At 58.3% G+C, this 13,213-nt stretch carries 14 protein-coding genes and 2 pseudogenes; 2 read left to right on the top strand and 14 right to left on the bottom strand.

Annotated features, from left to right (window positions below; translation table 11 throughout):
* Positions 1-40: 40 nt before the first annotated feature.
* Positions 41-283 (bottom strand): FliM/FliN family flagellar motor switch protein, encoded by a 243-nt coding sequence (locus B150_RS0117580; RefSeq protein ID WP_020401262.1) that lies wholly within the window; start codon positions 281-283, stop codon positions 41-43.
* Positions 284-477: 194 nt separating this feature from the next.
* Between B150_RS0117580 and lipB the strand changes: the two are divergent.
* Positions 478-1,116: pseudogene (gene lipB, locus B150_RS21785) on the top strand (lipoyl(octanoyl) transferase LipB); the annotation flags it as partial.
* A 174-nt stretch (positions 1,117-1,290) separates the two neighbouring features.
* Here lipB and B150_RS23645 read toward each other — a convergent pair.
* The 12 genes and pseudogenes from B150_RS23645 to B150_RS22740 form a co-directional block, all read right to left on the bottom strand.
* Positions 1,291-1,557: pseudogene (locus B150_RS23645) on the bottom strand (acylphosphatase); the annotation flags it as partial.
* Between the two features lie 15 nt (positions 1,558-1,572).
* Positions 1,573-2,751, bottom strand: coding sequence for an acetylornithine deacetylase (argE, locus tag B150_RS0117590; RefSeq protein ID WP_020401264.1), 1,179 nt, complete (start codon positions 2,749-2,751; stop codon positions 1,573-1,575).
* A complete protein-coding gene (locus B150_RS0117595; protein ID WP_020401265.1) occupies positions 2,748-4,733 on the bottom strand; it encodes an acetyl-CoA carboxylase biotin carboxylase subunit in 1,986 nt (661 codons plus the stop codon). Before B150_RS0117595 ends, argE begins: the two co-directional genes overlap by 4 nt.
* A gap of 16 nt (positions 4,734-4,749) precedes the next feature.
* The gene (locus B150_RS0117600; protein ID WP_020401266.1) at positions 4,750-4,980 is read right to left on the bottom strand and encodes a hypothetical protein; all 231 of its coding nucleotides are present in this window, start codon (positions 4,978-4,980) and stop codon (positions 4,750-4,752) included.
* Between the two features lie 9 nt (positions 4,981-4,989).
* Positions 4,990-6,522 carry an acyl-CoA carboxylase subunit beta gene (locus B150_RS0117605; RefSeq protein ID WP_020401267.1) on the bottom strand — a complete coding sequence of 511 codons (1,533 nt, stop codon included), beginning with the start codon at positions 6,520-6,522 and terminating at the stop codon, positions 4,990-4,992.
* Between the two features lie 89 nt (positions 6,523-6,611).
* Complete coding sequence (locus B150_RS0117610) at positions 6,612-7,310, bottom strand: ATP12 family chaperone protein (RefSeq protein WP_020401268.1); 699 nt, start codon at positions 7,308-7,310, stop codon at positions 6,612-6,614.
* An 11-nt stretch (positions 7,311-7,321) separates the two neighbouring features.
* Positions 7,322-7,774, bottom strand: coding sequence for a hypothetical protein (locus B150_RS0117615; RefSeq protein ID WP_020401269.1), 453 nt, complete (start codon positions 7,772-7,774; stop codon positions 7,322-7,324).
* 13 nt (positions 7,775-7,787) lie between these two features.
* Positions 7,788-8,471, bottom strand: a complete 684-nt coding sequence (locus tag B150_RS0117620; protein WP_020401270.1) for an HAD-IA family hydrolase — start codon at positions 8,469-8,471, stop codon at positions 7,788-7,790.
* 3 nt (positions 8,472-8,474) lie between these two features.
* Positions 8,475-9,455, bottom strand: a complete 981-nt coding sequence (locus tag B150_RS0117625; protein WP_020401271.1) for an RluA family pseudouridine synthase — start codon at positions 9,453-9,455, stop codon at positions 8,475-8,477.
* Complete coding sequence (gene crcB / locus B150_RS0117630; RefSeq protein WP_020401272.1) at positions 9,452-9,829, bottom strand: fluoride efflux transporter CrcB; 378 nt, start codon at positions 9,827-9,829, stop codon at positions 9,452-9,454. The genes B150_RS0117625 and crcB overlap by 4 nt, the downstream gene beginning before the upstream one ends.
* 13 nt (positions 9,830-9,842) lie before the next feature.
* On the bottom strand, positions 9,843-10,604 hold the full coding sequence (locus tag B150_RS0117635) for a hypothetical protein (protein WP_155860125.1): 762 nt from the start codon (positions 10,602-10,604) through the stop codon (positions 9,843-9,845).
* 186 nt (positions 10,605-10,790) lie between these two features.
* A complete protein-coding gene (locus B150_RS22740; protein WP_020401274.1) occupies positions 10,791-11,351 on the bottom strand; it encodes a TetR/AcrR family transcriptional regulator in 561 nt (186 codons plus the stop codon).
* A gap of 197 nt (positions 11,352-11,548) precedes the next feature.
* Between B150_RS22740 and B150_RS0117645 the strand changes: the two genes are divergently transcribed.
* Entirely contained in the window at positions 11,549-11,881 is a 333-nt protein-coding gene (locus tag B150_RS0117645) for a YciI family protein (protein ID WP_162139720.1), read from the top strand.
* Between the two features lie 6 nt (positions 11,882-11,887).
* Here B150_RS0117645 and B150_RS0117650 read toward each other — a convergent pair whose 3' ends face one another.
* The gene (locus tag B150_RS0117650; protein ID WP_020401276.1) at positions 11,888-13,213 is read right to left on the bottom strand and encodes a replication-associated recombination protein A; all 1,326 of its coding nucleotides are present in this window, start codon (positions 13,211-13,213) and stop codon (positions 11,888-11,890) included.

Below are 13,213 nucleotides of genomic sequence, written 5' to 3' on the forward strand. Positions count from 1 at the left end.
AATTTAAAAAAGGCAGGAAACCCAACGGGTTTGATGGCGACTAGACTTGAAGCTGGCTCATCATGCGTGTGATGGAAACACCGATGCGCTCGCCAACGATCATGATCTCGCCGCGCGCGATCAACTCGCCATTCGCATAGATCCAGCATTCGTCTTCATGCTTCGCATCAAGGTCGATCACAGCGCCACGGCCCATTTTCAGGAGCTGGCGAACAGGCATGTGCGTACGCCCGAGTACGACGGTGATCTCTACGGTGACGCGGTTGACGGCCTGAAAGTTCATAGTGGTCCCATGCTAGAAGGCTGTTTCCCCAGCACTTGTGTGCCGGGTTTGATGCAGCTTTGCATTTGTATCTTATTATTTCCTTAACCAAAAGGCATTGCTGCTTCAAGACAGAAGCAACCAAAAGGCTTGGCCCGGCGTGCTTCAGGTATTATGTAAGCGGGCAAGAAAACGGTTTTCCGGAGATTGATGTCATGAGCACCCCTGCCCTTGAATGGCGAATCAGCGATGGCCTTGTCGCTTACCCAGATGCGATTGAAGAAATGGAAAACCGCGTACGTGCCATTCGCGCTGGCGAAGCACCGGAGCTTGTCTGGCTCCTTGAGCACCCACCACTTTATACTGCGGGCACAAGTGCCGACCCGGCTGACCTCGTGGACCCGGACCGTTTCCCGGTTTATGACGCCGGACGCGGTGGGCAGTATACCTACCATGGGCCCGGCCAGCGCGTGGTGTACTTCCTGCTCGACCTCAAGAAACGCGGGCGTGACGTGCGCCAGTTTGTCTACAGCCTTGAGGAGGTCATCGCCCGCACCATGGCAGCTTTCGCTGTGAAGGCAGAGCGGCGCAAAGGCCGCGTGGGCCTATGGGTTGAGCGCGGCGCGGGCCGTGAGGACAAGGTTGCAGCCATCGGCGTGCGCGTACGCCAGTGGGTTACCTACCACGGCATTGCCATCAACGTGACACCGGACCTCAGTCATTTTGACGGCATCGTGCCCTGCGGCATCTCGGAGCACGGGGTCACCAGCCTTGAAGACCTGGGCCTCCCTGTCACCATGGATGATGTGGATGTGGCACTCAGGGAAGCGTTTGAGGAGGTGTTCGGCATGGAAGCCCTGCCGATGACGCTTGAATACCAGGACGCGCCCGACGGCCCGGCGGCCAAGCTGCCCTATGAGGCGCAGCCAACGGAACGCGGCAGTGTCGATAACTCCGACCCTATCGAGAACAGCCACCCTGTATTTCAGATTTAAGGTTCTGACAGTCGGTTTGACCTCGAAGCGTTTGGCGGTGATACCCTTCGCGTCTTCAGTCTCTACGCTATCGACGCGAGCGTATATGGGACCCTTCAGGCAGAGGCGGAGCATTTCATCAACGGCTGCCGACGGGCCGACAAAAAGTGCCTCCACGCTCCCGTCCTGCCGGTTACGCACCCAACCATAGAGGCCGAGGCGGTTTGCCTCGCGCTCGGTCCAGGCACGGTAGGACACACCCTGAACTGTGCCGCTGATACGCGCGCGGACGGCTTTTCTGTCAGCTTCATTGCTCATCATATGCACATCTTCCGCTCAGGATGATAACACATCCAGAAGCCGCTTCATAAAGCCAGCGCAGGCCTCAAGCTGGCTCTCGGTGATAAATTCACCCGGCTTGTGCGCCTGCGCAATATCACCGGGGCCGCACACAACCGTCGGGAAATCGATGCTCTGGAAGTGGCCGCCTTCGGTTCCAAACCCGACAACCGTGGTATCATTGCGGTTCGCCAGCATTTTGGCCAAAGTCTCAGCGTCCGAACCCGGTGTGGCCACAAGTGGCGGCAGGTAAGCCCAAACTTCGTTCTCGGCAAAGCACCCGTCGCCACCCGCAGCCCTCAGACGCGGATTCAACTCGTCACGCAGATAAGCTGCATACTCATCAATGATTTTCTGGCCGTCACATGCAGGCACGGGACGGAATTCCCAGTCAAATTCACAATCGCCGGGCACGGTGTTGAACACACTACCGCCCGAGATCGGACCCACATTGAAGGAGGTATAGGGCGTATCGAACATGGCGTCCTGCGGGCCGCGCTCGCGCTCCCGCCTAGCATAGCCCATGATCACGCCAATCAGCTCGCTTGCCGTTACCACCGCATTCACACCGTCCTCGGGGCGGCTTGAATGCGCCTCCCTGCCCCGTATGCGGGTGCGGGAGACAAACTGGCCCTTGTGCGCCGCCGCCACTTGCATGTTCGTCGGCTCCCCCACCACCACAAGGCGCGGCGTGGCACAGTGTGCGCGCAAGTGTGGCAGCATGGCCTGAATGCCAAGGCAGCCGACTTCCTCGTCATAGGTGAAAGCAAAATGTACCGGGCGCTTGAGGTTCGCCGCCTTGAAGACGGGGGCATAGGCAAGGCAGACAGCAATGAAACCTTTCATGTCCGCCGTGCCGCGCGCATGCAGCTTGCCGTCCTCGCCATGGTGAAGCTTAAACGGGTCAGTCGTCCACGGCTGGCCGTCAACCGGCACCACGTCGGTATGCCCTGAAAGCACAACACCACCGGCCACATTGGGGCCGATGGTGGCAAAGAGATTGGCTTTATCGCCTGCCTCGTTCCGAATGAGGGAGGACTTGATCCCCAAGCCGTTCAAATAGCTTTGGATATAGTCAATAAGCGCAAGGTTTGAGTTGCGGCTGGTGGTGTCAAAACCCACCAGCCTTTCAAGCAGCGGCAAGATGGCCGCATGTGCCTTGCTCAGGTCGCTCATTCAAACTCGAGGATGATGGCATCCACCGCGAGGCTGTCGCCCGCCGCCGCGTTGACGGATTTCACCACTCCGTCTTTCTCGGCCCGGAGGATGTTTTCCATCTTCATGGCTTCGACAACCGCGAGCGCCTGGCCTGCCTTCACCTCGTCACCTTCCGCCACGTTGATGGAAACAACAAGGCCGGGCATCGGACACAGAAGCAGTTTCGAGGTATCCGGCGCCTCCTTCTCCGGCATCAGTTTCTGAAGCTCGGCCGCGCGTTCGGTCTGTACGCGGATATCCATGCTGACACCGTCGCAGGTGAGCATGACACCAAGCGGGCGACGGTCGATCTCCATCGCAAAATCCTTGTCGCCAATGCGCGCATGGAACACCGGCTTGCCCGGGCACCAGTCGCTCAGCACCGGCATGCGTTTCTTGCCAATGGAGATTTCTGCGTGGTCTTCCACCAGCATGATACCAACGGTCACGCTATCGCCACCAATGGTTACAACCCATGGCCGTTCCTGCGGGCCGCGCGGTTCGGAAATCTGACCATCAATCTGCGTCGCGCGCGAAACTTCCACCGCGTTGATGAAAGCGGCGGCGGTGATCATCGCTTCCTTCACCTCGTCCGTCAGCACACCGCCCGTAAACCCGTCCGGATATTCCTCGGCGATAAAACCGGTGGTCATGTCGCCGCTTTGGAAACGCGGGTGCGCCATCAGGGCCGCAAGGAACGGGATGTTGTGCGCGATACCGCGGATGTAATATTCATCAAGCGCCCGGCGCTGCGCTGCAATCGCCTCGTCCCGTGTTTTTCCCGTCGTCACCAGCTTGGCGATCATCGGGTCGTAGAACATGGAAATCTCGGCCCCTTCATAAACGCCGGTGTCCACACGTACATGCTCGTCCTCTTCCGGTGGCAGGTAGCGCGTCAGGCGGCCGATCGACGGCAGGAAACCACGGAGCGGGTCTTCTGCATACACGCGTGTCTCTACCGACCAGCCGGTCAGCTTCACATCGTCCTGTGTCAGCCTGAGTTTCTCGCCCGCAGCCACACGCAGCATCTGTTCCACCAAATCGATGCCCGTTACCTGTTCGGTGACCGGGTGTTCCACCTGCAGGCGGGTGTTCATCTCAAGGAAATAGAAGTTCTTGTGCTTGTCGACGATAAATTCGACCGTTCCGGCGGAGCAGTAATCCACCGCTTTTGACAGTGCGACAGCCTGTTCGCCCATCGCCTTGCGGGTTGCTTCGTCAAGGAAGGGGCTTGGGGCTTCTTCCACCACTTTCTGGTGGCGGCGCTGGATCGAACATTCCCGTTCGCCCAGATAAATCACGTTACCGTGCTTGTCGCCCAGCACCTGAATTTCAATGTGGCGCGGCTCCTCGACAAATTTTTCGATGAACACACGGTCGTCAGCAAAGCTCGAGCGTGCCTCGTTCTGAGCCGAGATAAAACCTTCCCGCGCTTCGGTGTCGTTATAGGCAATACGCATGCCTTTGCCGCCGCCACCTGCGGATGCCTTCAGCATCACCGGATAGCCGATGCTAGCCGAGATTTTCACCGCCTCGTCCGCATTCTTGATGATACCCATATGGCCCGGCACGGTGGAAACACCGGCTTCGGCTGCGAGCTTCTTGGACGTGATCTTGTCGCCCATGGCGTCAATTGCCTTGGGGTCGGGCCCAATAAAGGCAATGCCCGCATCCTGCACAGCTTTCACGAAGCTCGCACGTTCCGAGAGGAAACCATAACCCGGGTGGATCGCCTCGGCGCCCGTGTCCTTGGCTGCCTTCAAAATCTTGTCAGCAAGCAGGTAACTTTCTGCCGCAGCGGGCGGGCCGATATGAACCGCCTCATCCGCCATTTCAACGTGCAGGGCGTCGGCATCCGCGTCCGAATAAACGGCGACGGTCTTGATACCGAACTTGCGCGCGGTCTTGATGACCCGGCACGCGATTTCCCCCCTATTGGCAATCAGGATCTTCTTGAACATGAAGTGCTTCCCTCACCTAAGCTTTCTTGTTGCGCGCACGGGCGGCCAGGAACCAAGCCAGGCCAACAACGGCAGCGCCAATGATGAAATAAAATGAACCACCGGTGGACTTGAAGAAGGCTGCACCCAAGCCAAAACCAAACGCTGTCCCCAGTATGAGGCACGCAATCGCGACGGAGCGAATCTCCGACCGCTTCGCGGCACCTGCGATCTGGTTTTCAACGTCTTTTGGCAACGGGCGGGCCATCAGCAGTCCTTAAAGCGGGATATTGTCGTGCTTCTTCCACGGATTCTCGAGATGCTTGTTGGCAAGCTTCTTGAGGCCACGAATGATGCGGCGGCGTGTGGAATGCGGCATGATCACCTCGTCAATGAAGCCGCGCTGCGCCGCCACAAAGGGGTTCGCGAACAGGTCTTCATATTCGCGGGTCTTCTCCGCAATCTTTTCCGCGTCGTCCCGGTCCTTGCGATAGAGGATTTCCACCGCACCCTTGGCACCCATCACCGCAATCTCAGCCGTCGGCCACGCGTAGTTGAGGTCCCCGCGCAGGTGCTTGGACGCCATCACGTCATAGGCGCCGCCATAGGCTTTACGAGTAATAACAGTGATCTTGGGCACCGTTGCTTCACCATAGGCGAACAGAAGCTTGGCACCGTGTTTTATGATGCCGCCATATTCCTGCGCTGTACCCGGCAGGAAGCCCGGCACGTCTACAAGAGTGATAATCGGAATATTGAAGCAGTCACAGAAGCGCACAAAACGTGCTGCTTTTTTGGAGCTGTCGATATCAAGGCAACCCGCCAGCACCATCGGCTGGTTGGCGACGATGCCGACCGTCTCGCCGTCCATGCGCGCGAGACCGATAAGGATATTGCCCGCATGCTTTGGTTGAAGCTCGAAGAAGTCGCCTTCATCGACGATTTTCTCAATCACTTCATGCATGTCGTAAGGCTTGTTCGCGTTCGACGGGATTACGCTATCGAGCGAGGCCTCGATACGATCTGCACTGTCGAATGTCGGGCGAACTGGCGGCTTTTCGCGGTTGTTCAGCGGCAGGAAATCGAAGAAGCGGCGCATTTGCGCGAGCGCTTCAACATCATTCTCGAACGATTTGTCCGCCACGCCGGATTTGGTCGTGTGCGTGGAGGCACCGCCAAGCTGTTCCTGCGTCACCACTTCGTTTGTCACCGTCTTGACCACATCGGGGCCGGTTACAAACATGTAGGAGCTGTCTTCAACCATGAAGATGAAATCTGTCATCGCTGGGCTATAGACCGCACCACCCGCGCACGGGCCCATGATCATGGAAATCTGCGGCACAACGCCGGACGCAAGCACGTTTTTCTGGAACACGTCAGCGTAGCCACCGAGGGCTGCGACACCTTCCTGAATACGGGCACCGCCGCTGTCATTCAGGCCAATCACCGGCGCGCCAACCTTCATGGCCATGTCCATGACCTTGATGATTTTTTGCGCATGCGTCGCCGACAGCGAACCGCCGAACACGGTAAAGTCCTGAGAGAAAACATAAACCAGGCGACCATTGATGGTGCCTGAGCCGGTGACGACGCCGTCACCCGCGTATTTCGTGTCGCTCATGCCGAAGTCGGTGCAGCGGTGTTCCACGAACATGTCGTATTCTTCGAAGCTGCCTTCATCCAGCAGCAGGTCGATGCGTTCACGTGCGGTCAGTTTACCGCGGGCGTGCTGCGCATCGATACGCGCCTGACCACCGCCCATGCGGGCTTCATCGCGCTTCACCTCAAGGCGTTCCAGGATTTCTTTCATATGCTCCCTTCCCTCAGACTGCGAGGCGCAACTCCCTACCGCGCCTCAAGCCAGAATCGTTCATAGTCTCTCGCGCGTGTGCTTTCCAGCTATTTATTTCGCAGGTGCGAAAGAAACTCGGCCGCGGCCACGAGTTCCGCATGCAGTTTTTCGCGCTTATCCTCAACTTCCCAGTCGGTTCCCCACGCGGCTTCCTGGTGCGTTGCATCAAGAATACTGGCCTGCCACACAGCCTCAAGCGGGCTGAAACCTTCCATATAGGCAAGCGCCAGGATGAGGGAGCCCAGTCCGTTCGTAAAGGCATGCAGCGCTGTCAGCTCAAAAGCATCATACCCCCGCACTACAGCAGCGAACTTTTCAAGCGCATCCGCATCCTGACTGACCGGCATGATGCCCGCCGTTGATTTGAGCGCGGCGCCATAGCGCTCCGTGGCCCATGCAAGGTACGGGTTCCACTGCGCATCTTGCGCTGCAACAAGCTCTGCGGGTTCGTCTGCCCGGTAACACAGTAGATCGGTACCCGCGAAGGCCGCAACTTCCACCACAACATCCTCATGCCGCAGCGCAACACGGTCGAGCGCGGTGTTGGCAAGGCGGGTTTGGTGCATATCGTCTGGCTTGATGTCGTCCGCTTGCGCGTCCCATTCAGCCGCCACCGCGTCAGCAAGGGCGCGAGTGGGCAGCAAGAGTTGCGCGCGCCCCGGTGTCTTTACCGGACGGCCATCAAGGGTGATGGTGAAACCATCATGCTGCGCTTCAACAGATACGGATTTATAAAATCGTTTCATATACTTAAGAACTACTTTTCGTCTGTTTTATCTGGCGCGGCCTGCGCCTTTTCCGCCTTCATCTGGCGGGTTACCTCGGCATAATGTTTGCGCGAATGGCGCATGTTTTTGCGCTGGGTGTTCATGCGTTTCTCGGCAAGGCCCGTTTCAACGTGGAAGCTGCCGGTATAGCTCATGCTCGACTTCTCGGATTTGGACGGCTTCTTCAGCACACTGTCAAAACCGAGCAGGCGGTTACCAAGCCGGGGCGAGCGGTAGAACAGCACAAAGATCATCGCCGAGAGCACAAGGAAACCAAGCACAAAGGCAAAAGCCACGCTACCCTCGCCGCGCGGGCCCACAAGCGAATCCTCAAACAGATACACCAGTACCGCACAGGCACAGAGGATACCTGCAACAACAACAAAGCCGATGCGTGGCCGCAAGGCCTCGCTTTGAAGGTCATTCTGGTTTTCGTTCGTCATGCCGTCCTGCTTTCTACGCGGCTTTGCCGATGGTTGCTTCCGCGATACCCGGAATATCATGGAAGCTTGAAATCACTTGGCCTGCGCCTGCACCTTCAAGGTCAGCGCGCGCATGGTAGCCCCAGTCGACACCAAGGCCATGAGCTTTCGCGTTGCGCGCCATCATCATATCAAATGTGGTGTCGCCGATCATCAGGGTTGCGCCCTCATGGCTTCCCGCTTCCACAATCGCAGTCTGGATCATGCTTGGGTGTGGCTTGGAGGGATGCAGGTCTGCGGTCTGGAGTGTCACAAACAGATGCCCTAGATCGTGCTCTTCCAAGACACGCTTCAGCCCGCGCATGCTGTTGCCCGTCGCGACCCCGAGGATGTATCCGTCCGCGTTCAGCGCCTCAAGCACCTCCCGTGTGCCGGGGTAGAGCGGGTCAGGCCCGGCTTTCTCCTCCACGCGCAAGCGGTAGAAGATCGCTTTGTATTCCTCCGCCATCTCCGTGTGTACTTCAGGCGCTTCGTTTGGCAGCAGGTAAGCGATGGCTTCCACAAGGCTCAGCCCCACAATACGGCGGACAGCATTGTCCTCCAGCGCTGCAAGGCCGCGCTTGGCGAAGGTTTCATGCATGGTGGTGACGATCATATGCTGGCTATCGACCAGCGTGCCGTCACAGTCGAAAATGATAAGCTTGTTATGCTCCGCCACGCCCTATTCCTCGTCAACCAGCGGATCTTCGTAGAACTGCGGCTCAAAGCCGAGCATATCGAAGCTGGCTGCCATATGGTCCGGCAGCGGCGCGCTGACGCTCATGCGGCCACCTTCCGGGTGCGGAAAGCTGACCGACTGGCTGTGCAGGTGCAGCTTCTTGGAGATAGAGCCAGAGAGAAATGCATCCGCGCCGCCATATTTGCCGTCACCCACGATCGGGTGGCCCATCTCGGCGCAGTGCAGGCGCAGCTGGTGCGTGCGGCCCGTATGGGGCTTCAGCGCCAGCCAGCAGGCCTTTTGCCCGGCACTTTCAACCACGGCATAGTCGGTCAGCGAATGCTGGCCCTTGTCGCTCACGATCATGCGTTCATTGCCTTTGATCGGCGCTTTTTCCATCTTGAGGATGATACGCCCGTCGCGCTGCTTCGGTGTGCCGATTACCAGCGCCCAATAGCGTTTGTCTGTCTCTTTGGTCTTGAAAGCGTTGGCGAGCGCCGCCGCCGCATTCGGCGTACGACCAAGGAGCAGAACGCCAGACGTATCTTTATCCAGCCGGTGCACAAGTCGCGGACGGTGCGCACTACCGAAACGGAGTGCATCCAATAGGCCATCAAGGTGCCGTGTCTGGCCCGTACCGCCCTGGGTCGGCAAGCCCGCGGGTTTATTGATGGCGATAACCTCATCGTCCTTATACAGAACCCAGGACTGCACCTCTTTGATCTCGGCATCAGACAGGCGGCGCTTTTCCTCGCGTTTCGGCGCTTCAGTGGCGCTATCGTCCAGCGGTGGGATACGGATCACCTGCCCGGGCTCGATGCGTTCGTCGCCCTTCACGCGCTTGCCGTCCAGGCGTACTTCACCCTTGCGCATCGCCTTCTGTAGGCGGCCAAAGCTCAGCGCGGGGAAATGCCGCTTGAACCAGCGGTCAATCCTGATGCCCGCATCGTCCTTCTTGACTGTAATATTCTGTACGCCACTCATATCAACACCCGACCAAGCCAAATTCCAGCAAACAGTGCGACAAGTCCAACAGCCATCGAGCCAAAGGCATAAAGGGCTGCGCTCGTCCAATCACCGCGTTCAATCAGCATCGCCGTTTCCAGCGAATAGGTTGAAAAGGTGGTAAAGCCACCAAGCAGGCCCACGGTCAGAAAACCGCGCAATTCCTGGCTTGCCTCGAACTTCACCGCGAATGCCGTGATCATCAGCCCCATCAAAAGGCTACCAAGGATGTTTACAACCATGGTGCCATAGGGAAAGCCGGGACCTGTCATACGCAGTATCTGCCCTGCCACATAGTGGCGGGAGACCGCGCCAAGCGCGCCACCCATGGCGACGGCAAGCAGCATCTGCATGCACTGTTCCTTTTCAAACTATGCCGAAGATCCAGCCTTCGGTGCGGCGCACCATAGCGGAGAGTTGTTCTGGATTCCAGTATTTGCGATCATGCGCAATGGCGCGCAAGCCCGCAGCGGTCACCAGCGCATCTGCCTTGTGATCATCAACGAAGCTATCAAGCGCCAGTGCACCTTTACAGCCGATTGTATCGAGGATGTTCTCCAAGGCCGCCATATCCCGTATTTTGCCGCGGTGACCACCAAGGCTCGCGAACACCGCAGCGTAAATTTCCACCACCGTGACCGGCGCACCACCCACCTCATCAAAGGGCCAGACGGCTACCGGCTCGGCATCATTCAGTTCATGCAGCATCGCCATGGTGGAGATGCCTGATAGCCCCACCTGACTTGGCCCGATCAGGTGAAACACACTCTCACACGGGCCGGCGCCGCTTGAAACCGCGAGGTTTTCAGCCACCCGCATGCGTCGGCTATAACGTGTGCCGCGGTGACCAAGCCGGAGATAATGGTCGGCGTGCATGTCTACAAAAGGGCCGCCGTAGAAGTCCGCATCGCGGGCGCACAGTGTGCGGACACTGTGCCAAAGATGTGCGATATCCTTTGGCGAATTGGCGACCGGGAAATACGCCCCTTCGTCGACAAAAGGCATGCCGAATGAGGAATCGATGCCGATGAGCACCCGCCCACCGCCAGCACCAGCTGCGATCCAGTCTGCAAGCTCAGCGCGGCTCCAGCGGTTATTGCCCGAGGGTGGTGTGACAAGCGTAGGCACGCCCTGCCCCGCGTCGCATGCAGCTACGGCTAGACCAGCGTGGCGCTTACCTTTTGCACCCGCCCAATCGATACCGATAAATCTATCGAAGTCCTGCACCATTACCCCAAGGAACTGACTGACCTTCAGGCATGATTATAACATGAAAACAGGGGTTTAGCCTAACGGTTCCGGACGAACCGGATATCACTCCATCCCGGCGTCCCGCCGCACCCAGGCGCGGATAAGCTCGGTCGGACCCGCAGAAAAGCCGCCAATATCGTCAGGGCTGCGGAACTGTGCGGCCAGATGAAGCGCGTGATAGAGCCGCGCAATATGCCCTGCTCTCTCGTCCTCCAGCCCATAGGCATCAGCGAGCAATTTTCCGAGAAAGCCAACACGTGCACCATCTGATGCCAGCACAAGACTGCGAATTGCCTCATTCCCCAGTGACAGCGCGCGCATACCTGCCTCAAGCCGGTGGTCTGTCTCGTTGGTGAGGGTCACGAGACGCGCCAGGCGCGCTTGTGGGTCCGCCTCTTGCTGTACGGCCTCAATCACCTCATCGGTCTCGGCCGTGCGCCAGAACTTGGCGAGTTCAATCAGGAAAGAATCGATGGTGTCAAAGTGATGATAGAAGGAACCTTTAGTGCGCCCGGCAGCAGCGCACAGACTATCAACCGTCAACACGGACGGGCCATGCTGCCGCAATTGCTCAGCGCCAAACTCGGTCCACGTCTCTTTCCGCCATCTTTTGTTACCGGTCATATGTACCCCATCAGTTTTTATTGAAACATACCATACAGTATGGTACTGAATCGCCGAAATCAAGAACTGGGATAAAAAAGGCCCGGTCACACAGGGAGGATAAAATGTGGTTTACCAAGCTCAGAACGGCGGTTTGCAGATGCACGGCAGTCATGCTTGTGATGGTCGCGATAGTGACAGCAGATAGGGAAAACGCGGTGGCAGACGACAATACATCAGACCATATCGCATACGCAGCGCTCTATAGCCCCGGCCCAGCCTGGCAGCACGGCAAGCCGATGGAAGAGCAAGGATTGCGTAACCACGGCTTATATATTCGTAGTCTGCGCGACGCCGGGACCTTGATTGCCGGAGGGAAACTTGGCGAGACGCGCGGCCTTGCGGTTTTCAAAACGAAAAGCCTTGAAGACGCCGAAGCCCTGCTCGCCGCAGACCCGGCCATCACAGGCGGCATTTTTGTCGCTGAACTGGTGCCTTGGACAATCGCTTTCGCCATTGAAAGCTTCCCGGTCACACCGCTTTACCGCTAGTGCGCCCTATTCGCCTTCGCGCGGCTTTTTCGCCGCATAGTCTGCGCGGACGCGACTGAAGTATTCCAACCGCTTCTGCACTTCGCGTTCAAAGCCGCGGGCTACAGGTTTATAGAACCCTTCCCGTTTCATCTCGGCCGGGAAATAGTTCTGGCCTGAAACACCAGCCTCGGTGTCATGGTCATAGGCGTAGCCAGCGCCGTAACCCATGTCTTTCATCATCTTGGTCGGCGCATTCAGGATATGCGCAGGCGGCATCAGGCTACCAGTCGCCTTGGCGCTGCGCTTGGCCGCCTTCTCCGCCTTGTAAGCCGCGTTCGACTTTGGTGCGGTGGCGAGATAGAGCACCGCCTGCATGATCTGCAGCTCACCCTCAGGACTGCCAAGGAACTCGTACGCATCCTTGGCCGCGAGCGCCTGATGGATTGCTTCAGGGTCCGCGAGGCCAATATCCTCACTGGCAAAACGCACAAGGCGGCGCACGACGTAGAGAGGGTCCTCCCCCGCCACCAGCATGCGCGCGGCCCAGTAGAGTGCGGCATCAGGGTCTGAGCCCCTGAGCGACTTATGAAGGGCCGAGATAAGGTTATAGTGACCGTCACGGTCCTTGTCATAACTGGGGGCCCGTTTCTGCAACAGCGACGCAAGCGCCTGCGGGTCCAATGTCTCGCCGCCAGCCAAGTCATAAAGGGTCTCAACACAGTTGAGAAGGAAACGCCCATCCCCGTCTGCCATGGCTTTCAGGGAGACACGGGCGTCCGCATCAAGCGGCAACGGTTCCCCTATTTCCGCCTCAGCCCTGGTGAGCAGTTCTTCAAGCGCTGCATCATCGTGACGGTTCAGCACCAGCACTTGCATCCGGGAAAGCAGCGCGCTGTTGATCTCAAATGACGGGTTTTCGGTCGTCGCGCCAATCAGGATGATGGTGCCGTCTTCCACATAAGGCAGAAAGCCATCCTGCTGCGAGCGGTTGAAGCGGTGGATTTCATCCACAAACAGAAGGGTACCACGGCCACCCATGCGGCGGGCCTTGGCGGCCTCAAACACCTTCTTTAGGTCAGCAACGCCCGAGAAAATGGCCGATATCTGCTCAAACGCCAGATTGCCGTGACCGGCAAGCAACCGCGCGATGGTGGTTTTGCCAGTACCGGGTGGGCCCCAAAGTATGAGTGAGGAGATGCGCCCCGTCGCCGCCATGCGGCCAAGCGCACCTGATGGGCCCAACAGATGGTCCTGCCCAACCACGTCCTCAAGCGACTTCGGGCGAAGCCTGTCCGCAAGGGGGCGCGGCGCACCGTCATCCACCCCTGCACTTTCAAAAAGATTGCTCAT

This window comes from Kordiimonas gwangyangensis DSM 19435 = JCM 12864 (assembly GCF_000375545.1).
Taxonomy (GTDB): Bacteria; Pseudomonadota; Alphaproteobacteria; order Sphingomonadales; family Kordiimonadaceae; genus Kordiimonas; species Kordiimonas gwangyangensis.